Consider the following 24,445-nt stretch of genomic DNA (forward strand, 5'->3'; position numbering starts at 1 on the left):
CTTACCTGCCTTGCAGATCGAACTGCTCGAGGTGGTACTCCTTTCGGGGCACGAGATCGATCCGGCGCTGGAACAGCCGCTCCGCCTCCTGCACGGCGATGCGCTCGTCGTTCTTCAGGAGATCGATCACCGCCGGGTGCGCGTTGACCACCACCGAGTAGCCGGGCAAATTCATCCGTTCGCGACGGATCTGCCGCAGGATCTCGTAGGCGATGGTCTGCTTGGATTGCAGCTGCCCCGTGCCGTCGCAGTAGAAGCAGGGCTCCAGGATCGTCCGCCCGAGGCTCTCGCGCGTCCGCTTCCGGGTCATCTCGATCAGGCCGAGGTCGGAGATCCGGTTCAGCGTGGTCTTGGCCTTGTCCCTGGCGAGCAGCTCCTCGAGGCGGCGCCGCACCTTCTCCCGGTTCTGGGCGCGCTCCATGTCGATGAGGTCGAGGATGATCAGCCCGCCGATGTTGCGGAACCGGAGCTGATAGGCGATCTCCTCGACCGCCTCGAGGTTCGTCGTCAGGATCGTCTCCTCGAGGTCCTTCGAGCCCTTGCCGACGAAGCGCCCCGTGTTCACGTCGATCGCGGTGAGCGCCTCGGCCTGATCGATGATCAGGTGCCCCCCCGACGGGAGCGGGACCTTGCGCGACAGCGCGCGCTGGATCTCGTCCTCGATCCCGTAGGCGTCGAAGATCGGCTCCGTCCCCTCGTAGAGCTCCACGGCGTCGGCCCGCTCGGGCATGAACATCTCGACGAAGCGCCGCAGCCGGATGTACTCCTCGCGGTCGTCGATCACGATCTTCTCGATGTCGTCGGTGAAGAGGTCGCGGGCGGTCTTCAGCACCAGATCGAGCTCGGTGTAGAGCACCGTCGGCGCCTTCACGCCGCTCTCGCGCTTCTTCGCGACCTCGCCCCAGAGGCGCACGAGGTAGCCGACGTCGGCCTTGAGCTGCTTCTTCGTGAGGCCCTCGGCGAGGGTGCGCACGATGAGCCCGCCCTGGGGGGGCTTCATCGCCTCGATCGCCTCGCGCAGCCGGGAGCGCTCCTTCTCCGAGCCGATCCGCTTGGAGATCCCGATATGGTCGACGGTCGGCAGGTACACGACGTAGCGACCGGGCAGCGAGATGTGGCTCGTGACCCGCGCGCCCTTCGTCCCGATCGGCTCCTTCGAGATCTGGACGATGACCTCCTGCCCCTCGCGGACGACCTCGCGGATGGGCGTCGACTTCGAGATGCGCGGCGGCTCGTTCTGCCAGCTCCGCGCGCTCTGCTGGCCCCGCGCGGCGCCCTTGCCCTTGCCGTCCCGCGGTGGCTCGCGCCCGCGCTCCCGGCCGCGCTGATCGCGCCCGCGTTGCTCGCGGTCGCGCCCATCGCGTCCGCCCTGCTGCCCTCGCCCACCTCGATCGCGCGCCTCGCGCCCATCGCGCGGCGTCTCCCGCGCCTCGCGCCCATCGCGCGGCGTCTCCCGCGCCTCGCGCCCATCGCGCGGCGTCTCCCGCGCCTCGCGCCCATCGCGCGGCGTCTCCCGCGCCTCGCGCCCATCGCGCGGCATCTCCCGCGCCTCGCGCGGCGTCTCCCGCGCCTCGCGCGCCTCCACCGGCGCTGCCTCGGCCGCGGCGCCGCCGCCTTCCAGGTTGGCGCGCCGATCGCGCGTCCGTCCTGACCGTCGCACGCGCGCATCGCGCCGTCCGCGCGACCTTCCGCTGCGCGCCCGCGCCGCAGGCGGCACCTCGTCCTCGCCCGGCGTCCCCGCCGCGATGGCCGCGCCCTCGGGGGACGGCGGCCCGCCCTCCTCCTGCTCGGCCGGCCACGCGCCGGCGGCGCCCTGCGCGACGGGCGTATCCGGCGTGCGCTCCGCGGGCGTCTCCGCCTCTCCGCTCTCCGCCTCGTTCGCCGCGTCGCTCAGGACCTCGGCGGGCTCCCTCGCCGCGCCCCACGCGGAGGCCGTATCGTCCAGCGACGGGGAGGCCGGCTCGACGTCGTAGGCGGGCGCATCGAGCTCGTCCTCGCCTTCCGCCTCGGCGGCCTCCGCCTCGTCGACGTCGCCGCGAGGAGGCGCGACCAGCTCCTCGTCGTCGTCCGTCTCCGCGCTCTCCTGTCCGCTGTCGGTCGCCGGCTCTTCCTCGGCGTCGTCGAGCGCCACCATCGTACCGACGCCAGCGAACGCCTGTCCGGAGGGGCTGCCGAGCACATCGAGCGCCGTGGGCAGCTCGATCGGCACGTCGCTCGCGCCCTCGCGCGTGCCCTCCGCCTCGAATCCCCGCTCGGCGCTGGAACCCGTCCCCTCCTCGGGTTCGTGAGGTTCGGCCGTTGCGGCGGGGCTCTCGGGCGCGGCTTCTGCGCTGGCGACCTCGTGCGCCGCGTACTCGTCCTCCTCTTCAGGCCCGGGCGCCTCGCTGGCGCGCGCGGCGCGGCTTCGCGAGGAGGTGCGTTCCTCCTCGGCTGGGCGGCGGTGTCCGGCCAGGTACGCCTCGAAATCGTCGGGCCGGATGAGATCCTCGACGTGCAGGAAGGCTGCTCGCTCGAGCCCCACGTCGATGAACGCGGCCTGCATTCCGGGCAGTACGCGGCTGACCTTGCCGAGGTAGATGTTTCCGAGCGTCCCCTTGGAGCTCTCCCGCTCGAGATGCAGCTCAGCGATGATCCCGTTTTCGATCAGCGCGACGCGAGTCTCGCGGATGTCCACATTGATGACGAGAAGGTTCTTTCCCATGTCGGATGCCGCACATCGGCGGCGCCGCCAAGCGTTACCACGGGTTGCCCGGGCCATGAAGGCGCAACCCGGCGCGCGCTGCGCGATTGAGGGCGCCCGGGGCCCGAGGACGTCGAGGCAGGCCGGCCGCCAAACCGTGAGCTGCCTCGCGCACTTGCCCTGGATCCCGGGGAACGGCGGGCTCCTCCGACCGGATTGGCCCCTGGACCAGGCGCGCCCGGCCGACACGCGGCCACGGTGGCGCGCGCGCGAGCCCTGGCCGATCTCCGCCTCGTCCCTTGCCGCCGGGCACCCCCTGGCTCCGACCGCCTCCGCTCTCCCGGCCCGGTGTCCCTGCCGCCGCGGGGGCTGCGCACCCGGGCCAGGGGGGGTCGCACGGGCATCGGGCGCGCGTGCTTCCGTGGATGCAGCCACAGCAGATTTCGTGTGGACCGCGGAGACCGGGCGATGGTCGTCGTGGCGAGGAGCGCACAAAGGCCGAAGGGGGCGGCCTCACCGGGCGCCCCCTTCGGTCGGGAAGCTGGCGTGCTGTGGGTCAGCGCGTCACTGCTGACACAGCTCCACGTCGCTCGCGCCGCAGGTTTCGGGGCACTCCTGGCAGATAGTGCATTGGGTGATGGCGTCGTAGGCCTCCTCCCCTTCCGCGTTGTTCGTGCGGCACTCGGTCTCGCACGCAGCCGGATCGGCCTCCTTGGCGCACCCATCGAGACACGCCATCAGGTTGAAACAGGGGTCGTCCGAAATGCACGCAGCGATGACGTCTTTGCACGGACCCTCCTTGGCGCACTGGTAGCAGCCCGAGCCCGTGTCGCGGCCGCAGGTGTCCGAGCTCTCTTCACAGGTCACGGGACCCGAAGACGTGGAGCTCGCGGCGCCTGCTCCACCCTCGCCCGAGCCGCCGCCGCCGTCGTTGCCGCCGCCACCGTCGTTGCCGCCGCCGCCGTCGTTGCCGCCGCCGCTGCTGCCGCTGCCGCCCTTGCCACCTGCGCCGCCGCTGGCGCCGCTCCCGCTGTTGTTTCCCGGACCGGTCTCGCCATCGTCGCACGCCGCGAGGGCGCATACGGAAATCAAAAATGCAGCGAATACCCAAGATTTCATGCTCAAACCTCCACGGAACCCAACCGACCCTTCATTCGTAGACTCGGCGACCCCCCAACGCTCGGCATGCCCGCCAAACCACCCGTTCCCTGCGACCGGCCCCCGGGTGCACCTGTGCAGATCGTTGGTCAGAGAGAAGCATCGCGCGTGGAGAACAAAGAAAAACAGCCACGCAAGTTGTTTCTACACGCTCGGGATCGGCTGCGCAACGGCGTCGCTCGGTCCTGCTCGAGCCCGCCGAGGCGCTCGTGAACAGGTTTGCGGGCTGCCTCTCCGCTCCGCAGGATTCGCACGGCCGCCGCGCCGTCCCAAAATTCTGCTAAAGCGGGATGTTTCCGTGTTTCCTCGGCGGGTTCTTGTCGCGCTTGTCGCGCAGCAGGTCGAGGGCCCGGGCCAGCCGAATGCGGAGCATGCGCGGATAGATCACCTCGTCCACGAAGCCGAGCTCGGCCGCCTTGTACGGGTTGGCGAATTTCGTCTTGTAGTCCTCCACGAAGCGTGCGCGGGCGGCGGCCGGGTCGGCCGCCTGCTGGATCTCCCTGCGGTACACGATGTTCACGGCGCCCTCCGGGCCCATGACGGCGATCTCGGCCGTGGGGAAGGCGAGGTTGTAATCGGCCCGGATGTGCTTGGAGGCCATGACGTCGTAGGCGCCGCCGTAGGCCTTGCGGGTGATCACCGTCACCTTGGGCACCGTGGCCTCGGCGAAGGCATACAGGAGCTTCGCGCCGTGAGCGATGATCCCGCCGTATTCCTGGTCGGTGCCCGGGAGAAAGCCCGGCACGTCGACGAGCGTGACGAGCGGGATATTGAAGCAGTCGCAAAAGCGGACGAAGCGCGCCGCCTTGATGCTGGCCTTGATGTCCAGGCAGCCGGCGAGCACCTGGGGCTGGTTCGCGACCACCCCGACGGGCGCGCCCCCGATCCGGGCGAACCCGACCACGATGTTCTGCGCATAGCGCTCGTGGATCTCGAGGAGGTGGCCGTCGTCGACCACGGCGCGCACGACCTGCTTGATGTCGTACGGCTTCGACGGCTCGGTCGGGACCATCGCGTCGAGCTCCGGCACCTCCCGGTCCACCGGGTCGGTCGCGGCGCGGCGCGGCGGATCCTCGGTGTTGTTCGAGGGGAGGAACGAGAGCAGCTCACGGACCTGCGCGAGCGACGCCCGGTCGTCGGGGGCGGTGAGGTGGCATACACCGCTCCTGGACGCGTGCGTGGCGGCGCCGCCGAGGTCTTCCTTGGTGACGTCCTCGTTGGTCACCGTCTTGATGACCTCGGGGCCGGTGATGAACATGTAGCTCGTCCGCTCCACCATCAGGATGAAGTCGGTGATGGCGGGCGAGTAGACGGCGCCGCCGGCGCACGGCCCGAGGATGGCGCTGATCTGGGGGACGACCCCGCTCGCGAGCGTGTTGCGGAGGAAGATGTCGGCGTAGCCGGCGAGCGACTCGACGCCCTCCTGGATCCGCGCGCCGCCCGAGTCGTTCAGCCCGATGACGGGGGCGCCGATCTTCATCGCGAGGTCCATCACCTTGCAGATCTTCGAGGCGTACGCGCCGGAGAGCGAGCCGCCGATCACGGTGAAGTCCTGGGCGAACACCATGACCTTGCGCCCGTCGATGAGGCCCCAGCCGGTCACGACGCCGTCGCCGAGCACCTTTTGCTTGTCCATGCCGAAGTCGGCGCACCGGTGGACGACGAACCGGTCGATCTCGACGAACGACCCCGGGTCGAGGAGCAGATCGATGCGCTCCCGCGCCGAGAGCTTGCCCGCCTCGTGCTGCCTGGCGAGGCGCTCTCTCCCGCCCCCGTCGAGCGCGCGGCGGTTCATGTCGTCGAGGCGAGCGAGCGCCGGAGGTCGCGGGGCCGTCGGTTCAGCCATTCCCGCGGCGTACCATAGACCCCCCCCGGGATCGAAATCCGTCGCGCCCCGCGGCGCGGCCGGCTGGTATGACAGCGGCGCGAGGTCGGCAGAAACGTGCGACGCGGGGGCGACGAGGGTGCGACGGACAATGACCGCGCTCTGCGGCGACCACCTCCCCATCGCTCTTGCGCAGGGAAGGGGACACCACGTACCCTGATCGACGCTCGGTGCCGCTGGGAAATGCAGGAATTTCCGATATGTAGACTGTCCGAATGCCGGGGCGCAGGGGCCGCCATCGCTGCCCGGGCCGCGGCGCGCACCGGCTCCGAACGAGGCAGCTCGGGCCGCTGTGGCGAGAGCGCGGTCGGCTGTCGCGGCAGTTGACGTGTGGCGCCTCGTGGGAGCGCACGGAACCGCATCGGCAGCCCAGGAGCGCTCGAGGGGGCGCTCCGCCTCCTTCCCTCGCGGCGCCGGGTGGTGCGGCCCGTTGGGGGCTCACCTCCGGGGCTTGCGTTCCGGCGAGCCCCGTTTGTGGCTCGCCTGCACTTCAGCCCCTCCGGTGAGCCCCCGACGGGCCGCACCACCCGGCGCCGGGGGCGCCGTGGCCCCGGCGTGGCCTTCCGCTCCGCGCTGGAGGGTGAGATCGTTCCGGACGAGAGGTCGCTCGGGTGAAGCTCGCTCAGACGCGTGAGGCTCGTGCCCTGGCCGTCGCCGCGGTGGCGCGAGGGCTCATCGAGCCCAACGCCTTGTGGGACATGGCGTGTCGGTGGGCCCTCGGCGGCGCGTCGACGCCCCAGGAGCTCTTCGAGGGGATCCTCTCGCCCGAGCAGATCTCGGCGCTGCTCGGGCCGGAGGGGCGCGGCCCGTCGTCCGCGCGCGCCCTCGCCCCGCAGCCCGACGATCCGGACGCGCTCCGCTTCGACACGCAGCGGGACATCGACCCTCCCGGCGACGAGGCCCTGCCCGATTTCCCGGCGCTCTCGACCTCGGGCACGCGCGCCGTGACCGGCGGCGGCCGCTACGAGGTCGGCGAGGCGCTCGGGGCCGGGGGCGCCGGGAAGGTGATGAAGGCGCGCGACCGGGAGATCGGGCGCGTGGTGGCGCTGAAGACCCTGAAGCCCGGGGCCGAGGCGGACTCCGTGGTGGGCAACCGGTTCTTGACCGAGGCGCGCATCACGGCGCAGCTCGAGCACCCGAACATCATCCCGGTCTACGACCTGGGGACGCTGCCGAGCGGGCAGCCCTACTACTCGATGCGGGTCGTCAAGCGGCAGAGCCTGCAGAACGTGCTGACGAGCCCCGAGCTCCGCAAGCAATGGCCGCTGGTCCGGCTCATCGGCGCCTTCGTGCAGATCTCGCGGGCGCTGGCCTACGCGCACCGGCGGGGCGTCGCGCACCGCGACATCAAGCCGGAGAACGTGCTGCTCGGCGACTACGGCGAGGTGTACCTGGGCGACTGGGGCAACGCGAAGCTGCTCTCCAGGGCGGAGGTGGCCGAGCCGATCTCCCTCGACCCGGGCGGCGGGCAGGACTTCGGCCGGAAGCGGCGCGAGGCGCTCGCGAGCGCGCTCTCGGGCACGCCCGGGTACATCGCGCCGGAGCAGATCCGGGGGGATCACGCGCGGATCGATCACCGGGCGGACATCTTCGCGCTCGGCGTGGTGCTCTACGAGATCCTCACGGGCGAGCACCCGTTCGACGCGCCGACCGTGCTCGCCGTGATCCTCGCGACCCAGACGCGCGATCCCAAGCCGCCGCGCTCCATCTCGCCGAGCTGCCCGCTGCTGCTCGAGGACCTCTGCCTGGCGATGCTCTCGAAGGACCCCGATCGGAGGCCGCCGACGGCCGACCGCGTCGCGGCCGAGGCGGAGGCGTTCCTCGAGGGCGCGAAGGAGCGGATGCGCCGGCGCGAGGAGGCGATCAAGCTCTGCGAGCTGGCCAAGGCCCCGCTGGAGCGCGACCGCAGGCTGGACGGCGAGCGCGAGCGGCTCGTCGAGGAGGCGCGGCGGCTGCTCAAGGACGTGAAGGAGTACGAGCCGATCGAGCGCAAGCGGGCCGGCTGGGAGCTCGAGGATCGCGCCGCCGAGGTGGAGCGCGAGCAGGCGCGCGCCGCGGCGGAGGCGATCGATCTCTACACGAAGGCGCTCGCGTACGATCCGGATCTGGTCGAGGCGCGCGCAGGGCTCGCGGATCTCTACTGGTCGCGCGCGGTGCGGGCGGACCAGGAGCACCAGCACGCGGCGCGCATCTACCACGAGGCGCTCGTGGCGGAGTTCGACGTGGGCCGCTACGCCGCGCTGCTCTCCGCCGACGCGGTCGTCTCGGTCGACTCGTCGCCGCCGGGGGCCAGCGTCGTCGCGTACCGTTACGTCGAGCGGGATCGCATCCTGGTCGCGAGCGACGAGCGCCCCCTCGGCCGCACCCCGCTCCGCGAGGTGCACCTCAGCCCCGGCAGCTACCTCCTCGTCCTGAAGCGCGCCGGCTACCGCGACGTCCGCTACCCGCTGCTGCTCAAGCGGGGCACCCACCACCGCGTGGAGGTGAACCTCTACACCGACGCCGAGATCGGCGACGGGTTCGTCTACATCCCGGGCGGGGCCTTCATCGCGGGCGGCGACGCGCAGGCGTACGATCCGCTCCGCCGCGCCGAGCTCGACGTGCCCGACTTCGCCATCGCGAAGTTCCCGGTCACGTTCCGCGAGTACTGCGAGTTCCTGAACGAGCTCGAGACGCGCGATCTCGACCTCGCGCTCAAGCGCGCGCCGCACGGGACGCGCGGCTCCGAGGGCTACGTGGCGCGGCCCGCCGCCGGCGGCGGCTGGGAGCCCTTGCCCACCGTGGTGGAGGGCGACGCGCAGAAGCTGTTCCCGGCGGAGGAGGGGCACCTCTGGAACCTGCCCGTCGTCCTCATCGACTGGTACGACGCCGTGGCGTACTGCCGGTTCCGGAGCGAGCGAGACGGCATCGAGCTCCGGCTCCCCACCGAGCTCGAGTGGGAGAAGGCGGCGCGCGGGACCGACGGCAGGTTCTACCCGTGGGGGGATCATTTCGACCCCACGTTCTGCCTGATGCGCTCGTCGCGGCCGTTCCTCTCGCAGCCGGAGCCGGTCGGGACCTTCCCCATCGACACGTCGCCGTACGGCGTGCGCGACATGGCCGGCGGCGTGCGCGAGTGGGTCGCCGACGTGCACGGCGAGCGGTCCTGGGCGGAGACGTCGCGCGAGCTCGAGCTCTCGGCGGAGGCCGGCGGCGACGCTCCGCCGTGGCGCATCTCCCGCGCGGGCAGCTGGGCCGCCGACGCGCAGCAGTGCCGGAGCGCGTCGCGCACCCGCTCCTTCGGCGTGGCGCGGGCGCTCAACCTGTCGTTCCGGCTCGCGAAGCCGCTCTCGCGCGGCCCGGGGCGCTGAGCCGGCGGATCAGCGGAGGGGCCGCGGCGGGGGATCGACGTACTCGACCTCGACCCCGCGGTGGGTGCGGAGGACGGTGCGCCCTGGCCCTCGGTCGACGATGTAGTCGGGGCCGACGGGCACCTTGCCCATCCCCCCGGGCGTATCCACGATCAGCTTCGGCAGCGCGATGCCGGTGAGCCGGCCCTGGAGCTGCTCCATCAGGGAGATGCCGGTCGCGAGCGGCGTGCGCAGGTGCGCGGTGCCGCGCACCGGGTCCATCTGGAGCAGGTAGTAGGGGCGCACGCGCCAGCGCACGAGGCCCCGGAAGAGCGCCGCGAGCGTCGACGCGTCGTCGTTGACCCCGCGCAGCAGCACGGTCTGGTTCATGACGGGGAAGCCGTGATCCACGAGCCGCTGGCACGCGCGCGCGGCCGCGGGCGTGAGCTCCTTCGGGTGATTGAAATGCGTCATCACCCAGAGCGGATGGTAAGGCCTGAGCGCGCGCACCAGCTCCGTGGTGATCCGCTGCGGCAGCGTGACGGGCACGCGCGTGGCGAGCCGGATCGTCTCGACGCTCGGGATCTGCCGCAGCCGCGCAAGGAGCCGCGCCACGCGGTCCGTCGAGACCGCCAGCGGATCGCCGCCGCTCACGATGACGTCGCGTACCTCGGGGTGCGCCTCGAGGTAGGCCATCGCCGGCTCGAGCCGGTCGAGCGCCACCGCGCCGCCGCCGTCGCCGACCATGCGCGAGCGCGTGCAGAAGCGGCAGTAGACCGCGCAGCGGTCGGTCGCGAGCAGCAGCGCGCGGTCCGGGTAGCGCTGCACCAGGTGGGGCGCGACCTCGTGCGCGACCTCGCCGAGCGGATCGTCGAGATCCCCGGGCACCTCCGTGGCCTCGTCCGCGAGCGGGACGCATTGCCGGCGGATCGGGCAGGCCGGATCCTCCTTGTCGCACAGGCCGAGGTAGTAGGGGGTGACGCGGATCGGCAGCCCGGCCTTCTCGGCGCGCCTCGCGCCAGCGAGCTCCTCCGGCGTGAGCGACAGCGCGCGGTGGAGCTCGTCGGCGCTCGAGAGCGCGTGGCGCAGCTGCCACGTCCAGTCGCTCTGCCGCGCCTTCCGGCGGGCCGGGCGTGCGCTCTCGGCGCGCGCATCCGGCGCCGCGGGGCGCTCCGGCACGGCGCTCTCGCCGGCGCCCGCGCCTGGATCGTGGGGCCGCCGGGCGAGCCGCGTGGCGGCGACGAGCCCGCTACTGGCCGGCATCGCTCGCGGGGGCCGCGGCGCCGCCGGCCGGCGGCGTGCGGGGCTTTGCGGTGTCGGCCGGCGGTGCGCTCCCGGGCGCCATGAGCTGCTCCGGTAGCTTCACCGTGGCGAGCGCCGCGTCGTTGAGCTCGACGGGGAACTTCTTGCGCAGCTCCTCCTCGAGGGCGCGCTCCTGATCCTGCATCTTCTGCTGGAGCAGCGCCACCCGGATGGAGCGCTCGGCCTCGGCGAGCTCGCGCCGGTGCCCGGCCGTGAGCCCGCTCAGGCGGACGATGTAGAAACGGCCGTCGGCCTCGACGAGCTCGTCGCTGACCGCGCCGACGCTGCCGATGAGGAAGGCGGCCGCGCGGACCGGCTCGGGCACGTGCGGGTGGGCGCCGCGCGCATCGCCGGGCGGGCCGACGATGCCGAGCTCTCCGGCGAGATCGAGCGGCGCGCCCGCGCTCCTGTCCTTCGGCGCCGTGAGCGAGTGCTTGAAGAAGAGCTCGCCCCACGCGGCGCCGCTCCCGACGGCCTGCGCCTCCTTGAGGACCCGCTCTCCGAGCGACCTGTCGCCGACGACGATCGCGGCGACGCGCCTCCGCTCGGGCTCGGTGAACTTGTCGGCGTTCGCCTCGTAGTACGCGCGCACCTGGGACACGGGGATGTCGGCCGGCGCGGGCAGGCCAGCCCTCGCCTGGGCGACCATCGCCTCGCGGAGGATCTGCCGGATCGCGTCCTCGACCGCGGGGTCCTTGTCGAGGCCTCGGCGCCTGGCCTCCAGCGCGAGCAGCTCCGCGTCGATGATCTCGCTGAGCAGCTCGCGGCGCCGCTCCTTCGTCTGGTAGCGGAGCCTGTCGAACTGGTCCATCCGCTCCAGCGTCCTGGCGAAATCGGCCAGGGTGATGATCCGGTCTCCGACCTTCGCGAGCACACGCGCGGACTGCTCGGCGGTGAGCCCGAGGACCGGGGGCCCCGCGTCCGACGGGACCTGGAGAGCGGGCTCATCACAGCCTGCGACCAGCGCGGCGAGCGAGAGGGCGAGCAGGGGGCGGCGCACCGGAGCTCGGATCATTGCAGGCCCGGGATGTAGCACGGTTTCATCACGGCCAGAGAGAGCGCGGGCCCCGGCTCCTGTCGGGCGCGCGCCGGAGGATCCGGCCCGCCGCTCGCGCGGAGCGTGTCGGGGCGCGCGCTCGATCAGTCGACGATCGTGCCGATCTCCTCGCCGGTGCAGACGCGGAGGATGTTGCCGCGGGCCATGAGCTTGAACACCCGGATGGGCATCTTGTTCTCGCGGCAGAGCGTGACCGCCGTCGAGTCCATCACCCCGATCCTGTCCGCGAGGAAGCGGTCGTAGCTCAGGTGGGCGAACATCTGCGCGCCCTCGTGGCGCACCGGGTCGCGGTCGTAGATGCCCTCGACCTTGGTCGCCTTGAACAGCGCCTGCGCCTGGATCTCCATGGCCCGGAGCGCCGCGGCCGTGTCGGTCGAGAAGAACGGGTTCCCCGTGCCCGCGGCGAAGATGACGACGCTGCCCTTCTCCAGGTGGCGCATGGCCCGGCGGCGGATGTACGGCTCGGCGACCTGCCGGATCTCGATCGCGGTCATCACGCGCGTCGGCACGCCCGCCTTCTCGAGCGCGTCCTGCAGCGCCAGCGCGTTGATCACGGTGGCGAGCATGCCCATGTAGTCGCTCTGGGAGCGGTCCATCCCCGCGCTCGCGCCCTTCAGCCCGCGGAAGATGTTGCCGCCGCCGACGACGATGCCGATCTGCACGCCCATCCGTTGCAGCTCGGCGATCTCGCCGGCGACGTGGTGGAGCGTCTCGGGGCGTATGCCGAAACCCCCTTCCTCGCCGCAGAGCGCTTCACCGCTCAGCTTGAGCACGATGCGGCGGTACTTCAGCCCGGGGGCCGGACGGGGGGGAGGGGGGAGGAGAGAGTCCTGCTCGACGGCCACGGCGGCACCTCGTAGTCGCGAGGTGCCTGGAGAGCAACGGGCAACGAGCAACGAGCGCCGCACAGCGGGCGAGCGAGCTCCGCGTAGCGGGCGAGCTCAGCCGACCGGCGGATCGGCGCCATGGGGGCGCCACGCGGCATGTCCCTTGCGCTGGCTCAGGGCGAGCGCTACTCTCGGCGCCCCTATGGCGCGTGTGACTGTGGAAGACTGCCTCGAGCGCGAGGAAAACCGTTTCGCTCTCGTCGTGCTCGCGGCCAACCGGACGCGGCAGCTCATGAAGGGCTCGGACCCGCTGGTGAAGACGAAGAACAAGCCGGCGGTGACCAGCCTCCGCGAGATCGCGGCGGGCAAGGTGCACTTCCACCGGAGCTCCCACGACGTCGTGTCCGAGTGGCTCCAGCAGATGAACGCTGGCGGCCATCGCTGATGGCGCATCCGGCGAGCGTGCGCTGGTGACGCACGCCCTCGTCTGGCTTTCGATCCTGCGCCTGCTTCCGCCCCTGTGCCAGCGCCGCGCGTGATCTGCCTCCCATGAAAGGCTCAGCCACGACGCGGCCAAGGCGCGCTCCGGGGTCCGCCCGGCGTCGCGATCCCGAGCTCGAAGCGGGGACGTCGGCCCACTACGAGGATCCGGCGTACTACACGAAGACGTACGCGCGCCGGACGGACGATGTCCGCTACTACGTCGATCTCGCCGCGGCGTCCGGTGGGCCGGTGCTCGAGTACGGCTGCGGCAACGGGCGGATCACGCTGCCCGTCGCGAGGGCAGGGGTGCGGATCACGGGCGTGGATCTGTCGGCGCCGATGCTGGGCGACCTGCGCGCGCAGCTCGAGCGGGAGCCGCGCGACGTCGCCGCTCGCGTGAGCCTCCGGCGTGGCGACATGCGGGCGTTGCGGCTGGGGCGCCGTTTTCCGCTCGTGATCTGCCCGTTCAACGCGTTCCTTCACCTCTACACGCGGGCGGACGTGGAGCGTTTCCTCGCGCGCGCACGCGAGCACCTGACGCCGCGCGGCGAGCTCGTCTTCGACGTCTCGATGCCCGAGCCGGCCGAGCTCGCGCGCGATCCGGATCGCGCCTACGCCACGCCGCGCTTCCGGTACCCGACGAAGGACGGCCAGGGCGAGGTCGTCCGGTACACGGAGCGGTTCGACTACGACAAGCTCAGGCAAATCCTGTTCGTTTCCATGGAGTTTTCGCCGGTTGGCGGCGGCGAGCGGTGGATGACGCCGCTCGCCCACCGTCAGTTCTATCCGCAGGAGCTCGAAGCGCTGCTCCACTACAACGGCTTCGAGCTCACGGCGCTCCGCGGCGATTTCTCCGCGTCGCCGCCGGACAACCAGACGAGCATGCTGCTCTACCACTGCCGGCCACGGCGCTCTGTTCGGGCTGGCCTCACGCGCGCTTAACCCGGCGCGCGCGGCCTGGCGGAGCACAGCGCCGTTTGGCGTTGCATCGACGGAGCGCGGCTCGGGCCCCCGATCGAGCCCGACACGCCGCGCGCGCCGAGGGCTCAGACCCCGATGTAGAGCCGGTGGGCGAAGTTGCGCTCGAGCTTCGCGCGCAGCACCTTCTCGGCCGCCGTCTCGATGTCGTACTCGACGCGCTTGAACTCGAAGCGCTTCGTGTCGCTGTCGTAGATCGTGTAGCTCGCGCGGTTGTCGTAGTCCCGCGGCTGCCCCACCGACCCGACGCTCACGATGTACTTGCGCCCGGGCTCGAGCTGAAAGTCCACCGCGGGCAGCTCCTCGACGCTGGTCGGCGTGAGCGCGAACACCTTGCAGAGGTGGGAGTGGCCGATCAGGGTGATGTGGCCGAGCTCGTTCCACATCGGGAGGCACTCGCGCGCCTGCTCGGGCGCGAAGATGTACTCGAACTCCTCGAGGCGGACCGGCGAGCCGTGGCACAGGTCGACGTTGATGTCGGTCAGCTTCTCCTGGTACGTCAGGCTCCGGAGCCAGGCGGCGTTCTCGGGGGAGAGCATCGCGGCATGGGTGTCCAGCGCCTGCCGGGCGGCCTCGTAGTAGTACGAGTAGTCCATCCGACCCGCGACCGCCGCGTCGTGGTTGCCGAGGATCGTCTTCTTGGCCACCTTGCGGACGAGGTCAGCGCACTCGTTCGGCGAGCCGCCGTAGCCGACCGTATCGCCGAGACAGTAGTAAACGTCGATACGTTCATGGCGATAGGACTCGAGCACAGCGCTGAGCGCCTCGTAGTTGGCGTGGGTATCGCTGAAGATCCCGAGTCTCATTTCGACGCGAGGGCGGAGCTTAGCACGAAGGCCTCGAACTTACGTTAGTAATTCAATCCTGAACTCAGAAACAGTCCGAGCAGCTCGGTCGGGCCGGGCCGGGGCCGGGCGTCCCCCGGTTCCTCGATGTTGCCCCGGGCCCCATACTTTCGCCGCTCCGAGCCGCCCCTTCTGCCCGTCCTCTTCATCAGGGGGGAGGTCGAGGCGGCTCGATGGCCGGCCGCTCTCGTTTCTTCCCGGGCAGCCCCAGGAGAGACCTCGATGACGAGCGGCCACCTGCATCGGAGGAGGATAGCGTGGACCCCATGGATACCAAACAGAACGGAGCAGGATCCTCACCGATTTCGGTGGAGCGCTCGGCCGAGCCTATCGCGTCCGCTGCGGCTGTCGCGCCGCCGCCGCCACCGGCGGTCGAGGACCTCGCCGAGGGGTGCGTGCGCTTCGTGGAGCGCGCCCTCGGCGTGCGCCTCGATTACAGGCCGGAGACGCTGCCCGTGCTCGACCACTACCTCGAGGAGGCGCGTAGGGCGACGTCGGAGCGGGTCGAGGCGTTGCCGGTGGTCGCGCACATGGCGGGCGTCTACTTCGGCGAGGTCATCCGGCGCCGGTACGCCTCGTGGTGGCGGATGGACGGCGACGACCCGACGTACTGGCAGATCGAGCTCGAGCCCGTCTACCTCGCGTTCAGCCCCGTGCTGTTCATCCGCGAGGCGCTCACGCGGGATCGGGCCGCCGAGGCCCCGCGCGATCTCTCGGACGCCCCCCTGAGCGGCGATCCGGCCGCGCTCGAGCTGGAAGAGGACGACCGCGAGGCGGTCGCGGCCAGGCTCGCGGAGCTGCCGCCGGTGTCCGAGGACGAGTACTACGCGCCCTCGACGCGGCTCGAGGTGATCGACATCGCGGTGGACGCGATCCGCTCGCGCCGGCTCGCCGCCGGTGAGGAGACCGACGCCGCGCTCGAGCCGGACGACTACGCCCGCGGCGACGACTGATCCGGGCGGACATCGCGCGCGCCGGGAGGCGAGCCGTTCGCGATCTCGTGGCCGCGCGAGCCCGCGCGGCGCGTGCGGCGTGCTCCGGCGGAGGCGAGGGGTGATATCGTCGCCGGCGTGCTGTGGGTCCTCTTCGGGCTGTTGCTCCTCATCTCGTGGGCGGCGTGGTTCACGTTCAGCCTGTCCATCGCGATCCCGATCGCGACGAGCGTCCTCATCGCGCTCTCCGCGATCGCGCTCTTCGTGTTCCGCCGCGTCGGGGCGCGCCGCGCCGCGACCGCGCTCGAGCGGGCGATCGTCCAGCAGGGGACGCAGCAGGCGCTCAACGCGCGGCCCGAGCGCCGCGCCGAGATCCAGGAGCTCCAGCGACAGGTCCAGGGCGGCATCAGCGCGCTGAAGAGCTCGAAGCTCGGCAAGGGGAAGAAGAACGGCAGCGCCGCGCTCTACTCGCTCCCGTGGTACGTCATCATCGGTCCGCCCGGGGCAGGGAAGACGACCGCGCTGAAGCACTCCGGCCTCGTCTTCCCGTACGCGCACCCGAGCAGCGGCGGCGGCGTGCGCGGCGTCGGCGGCACGCGGAACTGCGACTGGTGGTTCACGAACGAGGCGATCCTCCTCGACACGGCGGGGCGCTACACGACGGAGCAGGACGACCACGACGAGTGGATCGCGTTCCTGAGGATGCTGCTCAGGTACCGGGCCCGGCGCCCCCTCAACGGCATCCTCGTCGCCGTGAGCGTGGCCGATCTCATCGACGCCAACGAACAGCAGATCGAGCTGATGGGGAAGAAGATCCGGGCGCGCATCGACGAGGTGATGACGCAGCTCCACATGGTGCTGCCCGTCTACCTCCTGTTCACGAAGTGCGACCTCATCGCGGGCTTCTCCGAGTTCTTCGGCGACATGCGGAAGAGCGAGCGCGCGCAGGCCTGGGGGGCGACGCTCAAGCTCACCGCGGACAAGGCCGACCCGGGGAGGCTCTTCGACGCGGAGTTCGACGCCCTCGCGAAGCAGGTCCACGGCCGCGCGCTGAAGCGGCTCGTGATGGAGCGCAGCCGGGAGGCGCGCGAGCGCATCTACCAGTTCCCGCTCGAGTTCTCGGGCATCCGCAGGAACCTCTCCGAGCTCGTCTCGACCATCTTCATGGTCAACGCGTTCCAGGGCACGCCCATCTTCCGCGGCTTCTACTTCACGAGCGGCACGCAGGAGGGCAGGCCCATCGACCGGGTCCTCCAGCGCATGGGCCAGGCGATGGGCATCCGCACGCACGAGGCCGCGGCCCAGCAGGGCGTGGAGTCGAAGAGCTACTTCCTCCACGACGTGTTCATGAACGTCGTCTTCCCGGACGGGGACATCGCCGCGCGGAGCGCGAGCGAGATCAGGCGTCAGCGGCTCGTGCGCGGCGCCATCAGCGCGGCGGCCGCGGCGCTCGGGGTCATCCTGGCGATCCCCAGCGTCGTCTCGTTCGGCAACAACCGCGAGTTCCTGCGCGAGGCCGGGGAGGAGGCGCGCGCGGTCAGCGCGGTCCAGTGGGGGGACACGCGGCCCGTCTCGGAGAAGCTCGCCGCCCTGCGGCCCGCGCTCCTGCGGCTCCGCCAGATCGACGAGGCGAGCGAGGACGGGCCGCCGGACGGGATGGGCTGGACCATGTTCCAGGGCGAGACGGTGTACCCCGCCCTCGTGGCCGTCTACGTCTCGAACCTCCAGCTCGGGTTCGTCCTGCCGTGCAAGCAACGGCTCGAGGACCGCCTCAAGCTCGCGAAGGGAAAGCACTACCTGCGCGAGCGGAACGACCTCAAGCTGTACCTGATGCTGAGCGACGTGGAGCACCTCGACGTCGAGTGGGCCACGGGCAGGTTCACCACGCTCTGGGCCGAGGTGCTCCGGTCGACGTCGGACCTCCCCGAGACCGAGCTGAAGGACCAGCTCGTCGAGCACGTGGGCTACTACCTGTCGCTCATCAAGCAGAAGAAGGTCACGCCGATCCCCCGGAAGGAGGAGCTGGTCACGAGCGTCCAGGCGACGCTCCAGGGCGTGCCGGTGCGGAAGCGCTACTACGACCTCTTCGTCAACTCGATCATCGAGGAGAAGTACGACGAGACGGGTGACAACAGCCGCGCGAACCGGAAGTACCCTCCGCTCACGCTGGGCGACATGTTCTCCGATCGCCTCGACGTGCTGAAGGTCATCGGCAGCAAGCAGTACGCGGAGGAGAAGCGCTGGAAGGAGGTCGAGGGGCCCTACACCGAGAAGGGGCACTTCAAGGTCCTCGAGAACTTCGCGACCAGCGCCGGGCTCCTGAAGAGCGAGACGTGGGTCGTCCCGCTCGCGCCCGACGAGGACGCCGCCATCGCGAGGCACCTGGAGGGCCTCGCCGCCGACTACGACGCCCGCTACATCGCGCAGTGGAACGACTGGATGGCGGACCTCACCGTGCGGACCCCGGCCAACCTGAAGGAGGCGAAGGAGATCTACACGGAGCTCGCGAAGCCCGACTACCCGTACCTCCGCATCCTCCGCGCGCTCGAGGACAACACGCAGTGGAAGCGAGATCGCAGCGTGTTCGACAACGACGCCCTGAACAAGCGGGCGAATGACAGGATCCGCCAGAAGATCTCCCAGCGCACGGGGCTCCAGATCCCGATCGACGTGAAGAAGATCGGCGACCGGCTCAGCCTGGTCCCGAACGAGTTCAAGCGGACGGTCGAGTTCGGCGTGCCCTCCGCCCCGAGCGGCTCGGCGCCGATCACGGACACGCCTCTCTCGCGGTACATCTCGCTGCTCAACGCGCTCCGCGACGAGATCCAGCGGCTGGAGGACGTGAACCCCAACGTCGACGCCCGCCTCATGGCCGACCGCCTGATCGAGGCGATCCGACAGGCTGACGCGCTCCTCCAGCCCTTCGATGACAGGGCCAAGACGCTGCTCTGTCCGCTCCTCCTGAAGCCGCTGCCGGTCGTGGCGGCGCGGCTGCCGCCGCTCTCGACGCTCACCCGCTGCCCCGCCGTGTCCGCAGCTCGCCCGCGCTGAGCGGCGCGGCGCCGCCTGGCGTCAGACCTCGAGGCGGATCTCGTCGCGGCCGGGCTGCACCGCGCCGGTGGCCGGGTCGAGCGTGAGCACCATCTCGACCGCATCCTCGCCGTTGTCGCTGTAGTAGCGGGGGCGCACGCCCATCGCCGTGAAGCCGAGCTTCCGGTACAGCCGGATCGCGGCCCGGTTCGAGCGGCGCACCTCGAGCAGGAGGAGCCGCACCTGCTGCTGCTGCGCGTACTCGAGCGATCGACGCATCAGCGAGGTCGCGAGCCCTCGGCGGCGCGCGCGCGGGCAGGTGGCGATGTTGAGCACGTGCAGCTCGTCGACCACGTGCCACGCGATGAGGAAGGCGAGCGCGCGCCGCCCCTCGCGCGCGATCCAGCAGCGCGTCCAGGGGCGGCGCAGCTCCTCTCTCGCCGAGAACTGCGGCACGTCGAACGCAGCGGACGCGATCGCGTCGATCTCGTCGAGCGCGGCGTCGTCGGCGGCGTCCGCCGTCAGCTGGACCAGCGAGGCCGTGCTCGTCGTCGCCTCTCGCTTCACCGCGCCACCTCCGTGGGGCAGCCGGACACGATCTGGACCTGCCCGACCCGCCCGCTCTTGAGCCTCTGGCACGCGTCTCCGCGGAGCTCGACGATCGCTGGAGCCCTCCAGCGCCAGCCGTTCTCCGGATCGTAGGGAACGAGCTCCCTGTCCAGGTAGACGTTGGTCTGGCCGTCCTCCGGCGGCGGATCGACGAGGTCGAACTCGCACGAGACGACGATGCCGGCGATCTTCGCGAGCACGCTCCCCAGCGTGTCGAGGTCGTCCACCTTGAAGTAGAACGGGCTCACGAACTGCGCCGCGCCACCGGCGAGCGCCATCTGGTCGAGGACGTCCCCGTAGAACTCGCTCCCCGGGATGCCGACGACATAGACCTCGATGCCGCGCGCCGCGAGCCGGGCGATCGCGGCGACCGTGTCATCGCGATCGAGGCACCCTTCGGGCCCCGAGAGGCCGCGCGGCGCGCAGCAGTTCTCCTCGGGGCACTGCTGCTCGATGTTGGCGATGCACTCCTCGGCGTCGCACCCTGCGGCGCTGTTGCAGTTCGGGCCTCCGTCGGTCGCGAGCACGACGATGGTCTTTCCCGGGAGCGCCGCGAGCGTCGGCGTGAGCGCGGTGAGCGTCGCCGCGGTCGGGGTCCCGCCGATCGGCTCGACGCGCGTCGCGGCGCGGAACCTCGCGGTCGTCGTCCGGCCCTCCTCTCCCCCCGCGAAGGGATCTCCCGGCGTGACAGGGAACACCTCGCCGCCGGGCCGGCAGGGCGCATCGACGGTCGCGTCGAGCGGGAACACGGCGGCGCCGACGTTGATCAACGGACCCAGGTTGCGGACGAGATCCACCGCGGCGTCGCGCACCCGGTCGTAGCGGGTCGCGCTCGACGACGCCGGGCTGAGCATGCTGCCGGACGCGTCGAGGACGAAGTAGATGTTCGGCGCATCGGTGATCTCAACCTCGTGGATGCGGTTGCCGCAGAGCCCATCGGCGTCCGCCGGCGGCGGTCCGCTCTCGTCTTCGGGGCCCGGGAAGAGCCCGTCGTCCGGCTCCTGCGCGCCCTGGCCGCCTCCGCTGCGCGGTGGCCGCCGCTCGCCCTCGTCCTCGCACGCGGACGGCGCCGCCCCGAGCGCGAGCGCGACCCCGAGGCAGCCGAGCACGCCGCCGACGCTGGCCCGCCGCTTCGCGGCCGTATTCATGGCGAACAGCGTACCATGCCCGCTCGTCCCGGCGTGGCGGCGCCGCCGCGCGCCCGAGCTCAGGGCTCGCGGTAGAACCTGGGCACGCGGCGCGAGATGCTCGTCAGCACCTCCCAGGCGATCGTCCCCGTGAGCCCGGCGATCTCCTCCGCGCTGATCGTGGCGCGCCCGAGCGGGCCGTCCTGCGATCCGAGGAACACCACCTCGTCCCCGACGCGCACACCCGGGACGTCGGTGACGTCGAGCATGGTGAGATCCATCGACACGGTGCCGGCGATCGGCGCGCGCTGGCCGCGCACCAGGCCGGCCCCGCGGTTCGAGAGCTGGCGGCTCAGGCCGTCGGCGTACCCCATCGGCACGGTGGCCACGACGCTCGGCCGTGAGGCCTCCCAGGTGTGGCCGTAGCCGATCCTGTCGCCCTTCGCGAGCGTGCGGAGCGCGACGATCTCGCTGCGCACCCGGATGACGGGCTTGAGGTCGGGCGCGAGGCCCGCGCGCGGCGAGATGCCGAAGAGCGCGACCCCTGGCCGGACGACGTCGAGCGACGCCTCGGGGAGGCGGAGCATGGCGGCGCTGTTCGACGCGTGCCGCACCCGCGGCGTGAGCCCGAAGCGCTTCGCCCGCTGCTCGATCTCTCCGAAGCGCCTCATCTGCTCGATCGTCACGTCGAGGTCGTCGGCGTCCGCGCAGGCCAGGTGGGTCATGAGCCCGTCGAGCCGCACCTCGGGGTGCTCCGCGAGCGCCGCGAGCACGGCGTCGAGCTCCGAGGTGGCGGCGCCGAGCCGCCCCATGCCGGTGTCGACCTTGAGGTGGACGCCGACGCGACCGCGCTGCTCGATTCGCACCAGGGTCGCGAGCCGCTCGATCTGCCCGGCGTCGTAGACGACGGGCACGAGGTCGCGCGCGATGATCTCCTCGAACCCCTCGCGGCGCGGGCCGTAGTAGCCGCCCATGACGAGGATGGGCAGCCGGATGCCGGCGTCCCTTAGCTCGATCGCCTCCTCGAGCAGCGCGACGCAGAGGCCGGGGATGCCGGCCCGCTCGAGCGTCCGCGCGACGGCCGGCGCGCCGTGCCCGTAGGCGTCGGCCTTGAGCACCCCCCAGATCTGTGGCTTCCTCGCGCCGGTCAGCGCCCGCTCGAGGATCCGGAGGTTGTGCCTCAGGTGCGCCAGGTTCACCTCGGCGCGGGTCGGGCGAACCGCGTCCGCCGGCGCCGCCCGCCGTGGCCGCAGCACACGCACCGCGCCGGCGCTCGCGCCGAGCCCGTCCAGGGTCGATGCGCTGCCGTTGCGATCGGACGTCGTGCTGCTGAGCTCTGGGGGCGCGTGCGAAGCGGACATCGTGTACGCCGATAGCCCTACGCTCGACGGCGGGTCAAGATTCCCGGCCATCTTGGTGCGACAAGGTGAGGCATGCCCGCGTGGCGCTTCGCGGCCGTCAGAAGCAGCGACGCATGCACCGCCTGTACTTGCCGGAGCACCCCTTTTCGCAGCCGGCGGACGTGCAGTCCTTCCGGCACCCGCTCCAGCTCTGCTCGCACGCCGCGCTGCACGCTGCGCCGGGCGGCGCGGTATCCGCGGGGGCGGCGGACGGCTCCTCAGGGGCGCCTGCGTCAGGGGCGCCTGCGTCCGCCTCCTGCGCGGGCATCGTCACGTCGGCGGTCAGGAGCATCGGCGGCGGCGCGAGCGCGCTCGTCGGCTCCGGCACGGCGGAAGGGGCCCGGCTGCTGGGCGGGTTCCACTCGCCCTCGTCGAAGTCGCTCGCCCTGCTGAGCTGCCGCTGTCGGAGGGTCGCATGCTCCACGCGGTCGCGCGTCTGGCCGAACGTGTAGAACTGAAGCCACTCCTCCCAGCACGCGCGCCGCAGCGTCGGCTTCACGTCGGAGCGCGCGTCGAGCGCCATGCAGTGCTCGAAGCGTACGTCCCCCTCGTAGACCGCGTTGATGCTCGCGCCGCACGCGGTCGCGGTCACGGACGCGGCGGTCGCGTAGAGGAGGGTACTGAGCCGCACGAGGTACGAACACCGATAGCAGAAAAGCTCCGCTCGGGTGTCTCGCCCGGCCCCAGCGCCGCGGGACGCTGGCCGATCGCCCTGGAGAGATGGTCTCCGGTTGAACTTTGCCCGGCGATGCCGTAGGTTCCCGCGCCTTCGCACCGGCAGTGGCGGCACGACGCCTCCGCGCCGGGCGCCTCAACGGAGCCTGTCCATGTTCCTCATGCTGTCGAAAGGTCCGCGAAAGACCACGCGCTCCAAGTCGAAGCGCTACCGGGCCAAGCTGAAGGCGAAGAACCGCAACCGGCGGAACCGCATCTACCAGCGCGCCTGATGGTTGCAGCGAGCGGGTCCTCGAGCCCGCTCGCTGCGCCGCCCCCCTCGGCCTGCTAGGGGCCGCCCTTCTTCAGCTCGGTCAGCACGAGCTTCGCGACCGCCTTGAGCGTGTCGAACACCCCCACGCCCGTCCGCGCGACCCCCTCGAAGTCGGGGACGTTCGTCGGGTTGAGAAGCGCCCGGAGCTCCTCGACCGTGCCGATCTCCGGCAGATCCCGCTTGTTGTACTGGATGACGTACGGGATCTTGTCGAGCGAGTAGCCTTGCTCGGCCAGGTTCGTGCGGAGGTTCTCCACCGACTCCTGGTTGGCCTCGATGCGGCCGAGCTGCGAGTCGGCCACGAAGACCACGCCGTCGACGCCCTTCAGGATGAGCTTGCGGCTCGCGTCGTAGAAGACCTGCCCCGGCACCGTGTACAGGTGGAACCGCGTCTTGAAGCCGCGGATCTCGCCCAGCGCGAGCGGGAGGAAGTCGAAGAAGAGGGTCCGGTCGGTCTCGGTGGCGAGGGAGATCATCTTCCCCTTCGCGTCCGGATTGGTGCGCTCGTAGATGTACTGCAGGTTCGTCGTCTTGCCGCAGAGACCTGGGCCGTAATAGACGATCTTGCAGTTGATCTCGCGCGCCATGTAATTGATGAAGCTCATCGACCGCGCTCCTAGTCGTTGAAGAGGTTGTCGATGTCCTCGTCGGTGATCTCGGCGAACGGCGAGTCGGCTCCCGGCTCCTGCACCTTCTTGAGCAGCGCTTCGAAGATGTGGTTGAGCTCCTCGCTCGCCTTTCGCACCCGGAGCCTCACCAACCCGAGGCTCGACTTTGAGTCGAAGATCACCACGAGGATGACGCGGTTGCCGACCAGCTGGATGTGGATGTTCGCCTTCTCACCCTCGTGGAACTGAGTGGCGAACTCGTTCTCCTTGAGGAGCTTCGCCATCCCGCCCGTGGCGGCGATGTTCCCCGCCGTCAGCGAGGCGAGCGACGTGGTGTCGAGGTTGTCGACGTCTCCGCTCGCGGCGATCAGTTGCCCGTTCTTGTCAACGATGAAGACGACCTTCGCATTGGCGTCCTTGACGAGGCGATCCACCACGCTCTGGATCTGATTGAATTCCTCCTCGTACATCACCATCTGAGGGTTGACCATCGTTCCTCCGCCAGCGCTCTCGCGATGGGGCCCTGGGCATTGCGGGCTCTGTAGCCCTTGTCATCACCGGGCGCCGCACGTGCGGTTCCCCGACCATCGTCCAAACATCCGGCTCCGCGTTGTGCGGGCCTACCTCACCACCGGTACCACGTTCGCGGCGCCACGCTCGCTGCCTGGGGACTTGGTTGACCAGTTCGCTGCGCGCAGTGCGACTGCTCCTCGACCGTGCGCCCGTACATCTTGGGACGTTTCTATCCGAAGCAGGTGCGGCGGAGCAAGGCGGCCCTTTCCGGAAGTTGGAGGATCGCGCCGCGGGGCCCCTCCCGGCCCTGCCCCGGCCCGACGGACCCGGCTCCCACCCCGGGCCTGGCTCCCGCGCTCGCCGGGCGGCCCTCGGGCCTCTCGCCCGGGCGGTCTTGTCGTCAAATGATTGAAGTTATTGTATTTTATTCCAGGCCGCGGCCCACGTGGGCCGTCTCGCCGACGGCGCGCTGGTCGCGGGGCGCTCCGCGCACGGCGCTGTGTGCCGGGCAGATGCTCGGCGAGCGGACCGGGGTCACGTGGGGCGGCTCGGGCGAGCTCGCAGGTGAGCCGCGCGACGGGCGAGGCCAGGAAGCCACCCTCGGCGGGCGAGCTTCGCGCGGACCGCGAGCACCGCCTGCTTCGCGCGGACTGCGGGCGCCGCCTCGTGGCCCGATGCCATTGCGCGCGCTGCG

18 protein-coding genes are annotated in these 24,445 nt (G+C 71.1%); 5 read left to right on the top strand and 13 right to left on the bottom strand.

Annotation, left to right across the window (positions count from 1 at the left end; all coding sequences use genetic code 11):
- Nucleotide 1 precedes the first annotated feature (1 nt).
- From WMF31_RS05045 to WMF31_RS05055, 3 genes are all read right to left on the bottom strand, one after another.
- Nucleotides 2-2,701: an Rne/Rng family ribonuclease gene (locus tag WMF31_RS05045; protein WP_436600840.1), complete on the bottom strand. Its 2,700-nt coding sequence runs from the start codon at nucleotides 2,699-2,701 to the stop codon at nucleotides 2-4.
- A gap of 543 nt (nucleotides 2,702-3,244) precedes the next feature.
- On the bottom strand, nucleotides 3,245-3,799 hold the full coding sequence (locus WMF31_RS05050; protein WP_436600841.1) for a hypothetical protein: 555 nt from the start codon (nucleotides 3,797-3,799) through the stop codon (nucleotides 3,245-3,247).
- Nucleotides 3,800-4,118: 319 nt separating this feature from the next.
- A complete protein-coding gene (locus tag WMF31_RS05055; RefSeq protein ID WP_436600842.1) occupies nucleotides 4,119-5,684 on the bottom strand; it encodes an acyl-CoA carboxylase subunit beta in 1,566 nt (521 codons plus the stop codon).
- Between the two features lie 650 nt (nucleotides 5,685-6,334).
- On the opposite strand from WMF31_RS05055, the gene WMF31_RS05060 reads away from it, so the two are divergent.
- Nucleotides 6,335-9,073, top strand: a complete 2,739-nt coding sequence (locus tag WMF31_RS05060; protein WP_436600843.1) for a protein kinase domain-containing protein — start codon at nucleotides 6,335-6,337, stop codon at nucleotides 9,071-9,073.
- Nucleotides 9,074-9,082: 9 nt separating this feature from the next.
- Here the strand turns inward: WMF31_RS05060 and WMF31_RS05065 are convergent, their stop codons facing one another.
- The 3 genes from WMF31_RS05065 to pyrH form a co-directional block, all read right to left on the bottom strand.
- Nucleotides 9,083-10,315: a KamA family radical SAM protein gene (locus WMF31_RS05065; RefSeq protein ID WP_436600844.1), complete on the bottom strand. Its 1,233-nt coding sequence runs from the start codon at nucleotides 10,313-10,315 to the stop codon at nucleotides 9,083-9,085.
- Complete coding sequence (locus tag WMF31_RS05070) at nucleotides 10,302-11,369, bottom strand: peptidylprolyl isomerase (RefSeq protein WP_436600845.1); 1,068 nt, start codon at nucleotides 11,367-11,369, stop codon at nucleotides 10,302-10,304. The genes WMF31_RS05065 and WMF31_RS05070 overlap by 14 nt, the downstream gene beginning before the upstream one ends.
- 125 nt (nucleotides 11,370-11,494) lie before the next feature.
- Nucleotides 11,495-12,256, bottom strand: a complete 762-nt coding sequence (gene pyrH, locus WMF31_RS05075) for a UMP kinase (RefSeq protein WP_242515433.1) — start codon at nucleotides 12,254-12,256, stop codon at nucleotides 11,495-11,497.
- A 184-nt stretch (nucleotides 12,257-12,440) separates the two neighbouring features.
- On the opposite strand from pyrH, the gene rpoZ reads away from it, so the two are divergent.
- Both rpoZ and WMF31_RS05085 read left to right on the top strand, forming a co-directional pair.
- The gene (gene rpoZ / locus WMF31_RS05080; RefSeq protein WP_129353144.1) at nucleotides 12,441-12,683 is read left to right on the top strand and encodes a DNA-directed RNA polymerase subunit omega; all 243 of its coding nucleotides are present in this window, start codon (nucleotides 12,441-12,443) and stop codon (nucleotides 12,681-12,683) included.
- 104 nt (nucleotides 12,684-12,787) lie between these two features.
- Nucleotides 12,788-13,663 (top strand): class I SAM-dependent methyltransferase, encoded by an 876-nt coding sequence (locus WMF31_RS05085; protein WP_436600846.1) that lies wholly within the window; start codon nucleotides 12,788-12,790, stop codon nucleotides 13,661-13,663.
- A gap of 104 nt (nucleotides 13,664-13,767) precedes the next feature.
- On the opposite strand, the gene WMF31_RS05090 is transcribed toward WMF31_RS05085, so the two are convergent.
- Nucleotides 13,768-14,505: a metallophosphoesterase family protein gene (locus WMF31_RS05090; protein ID WP_436600847.1), complete on the bottom strand. Its 738-nt coding sequence runs from the start codon at nucleotides 14,503-14,505 to the stop codon at nucleotides 13,768-13,770.
- Nucleotides 14,506-14,810: 305 nt separating this feature from the next.
- Between WMF31_RS05090 and WMF31_RS05095 the strand changes: the two genes are divergently transcribed.
- Nucleotides 14,811-15,497, top strand: coding sequence for a hypothetical protein (locus WMF31_RS05095; RefSeq protein WP_436600848.1), 687 nt, complete (start codon nucleotides 14,811-14,813; stop codon nucleotides 15,495-15,497).
- A gap of 117 nt (nucleotides 15,498-15,614) precedes the next feature.
- On the top strand, nucleotides 15,615-18,527 hold the full coding sequence (tssM, locus tag WMF31_RS05100; RefSeq protein ID WP_436600849.1) for a type VI secretion system membrane subunit TssM: 2,913 nt from the start codon (nucleotides 15,615-15,617) through the stop codon (nucleotides 18,525-18,527).
- A gap of 21 nt (nucleotides 18,528-18,548) precedes the next feature.
- Here the strand turns inward: tssM and rimI are convergent, their stop codons facing one another.
- The 6 genes from rimI to WMF31_RS05130 all read right to left on the bottom strand — a co-directional run bounded on the left by rimI (nucleotide 18,549) and on the right by WMF31_RS05130 (nucleotide 23,729).
- Nucleotides 18,549-19,073, bottom strand: coding sequence for a ribosomal protein S18-alanine N-acetyltransferase (gene rimI, locus WMF31_RS05105; protein WP_436600850.1), 525 nt, complete (start codon nucleotides 19,071-19,073; stop codon nucleotides 18,549-18,551).
- The gene (locus tag WMF31_RS05110) at nucleotides 19,070-20,263 is read right to left on the bottom strand and encodes a vWA domain-containing protein (protein WP_436600851.1); all 1,194 of its coding nucleotides are present in this window, start codon (nucleotides 20,261-20,263) and stop codon (nucleotides 19,070-19,072) included. The genes rimI and WMF31_RS05110 overlap by 4 nt, the downstream gene beginning before the upstream one ends.
- A gap of 59 nt (nucleotides 20,264-20,322) precedes the next feature.
- Nucleotides 20,323-21,603, bottom strand: coding sequence for an alanine racemase (gene alr / locus WMF31_RS05115; protein ID WP_436600852.1), 1,281 nt, complete (start codon nucleotides 21,601-21,603; stop codon nucleotides 20,323-20,325).
- A gap of 97 nt (nucleotides 21,604-21,700) precedes the next feature.
- The gene (locus WMF31_RS05120) at nucleotides 21,701-22,273 is read right to left on the bottom strand and encodes a hypothetical protein (RefSeq protein ID WP_436600853.1); all 573 of its coding nucleotides are present in this window, start codon (nucleotides 22,271-22,273) and stop codon (nucleotides 21,701-21,703) included.
- A 371-nt stretch (nucleotides 22,274-22,644) separates the two neighbouring features.
- On the bottom strand, nucleotides 22,645-23,235 hold the full coding sequence (locus WMF31_RS05125; RefSeq protein ID WP_020740311.1) for a GTP-binding protein: 591 nt from the start codon (nucleotides 23,233-23,235) through the stop codon (nucleotides 22,645-22,647).
- A gap of 11 nt (nucleotides 23,236-23,246) precedes the next feature.
- Nucleotides 23,247-23,729, bottom strand: a complete 483-nt coding sequence (locus WMF31_RS05130; RefSeq protein WP_012239856.1) for a roadblock/LC7 domain-containing protein — start codon at nucleotides 23,727-23,729, stop codon at nucleotides 23,247-23,249.
- Nucleotides 23,730-24,445 lie beyond the last annotated feature (716 nt).

Origin of the sequence: Sorangium sp. So ce1036, from assembly GCF_051369805.1 — a bacterium.
Classification (GTDB): Bacteria; Myxococcota_A; Polyangia; order Polyangiales; family Polyangiaceae; genus Sorangium; species Sorangium cellulosum_F.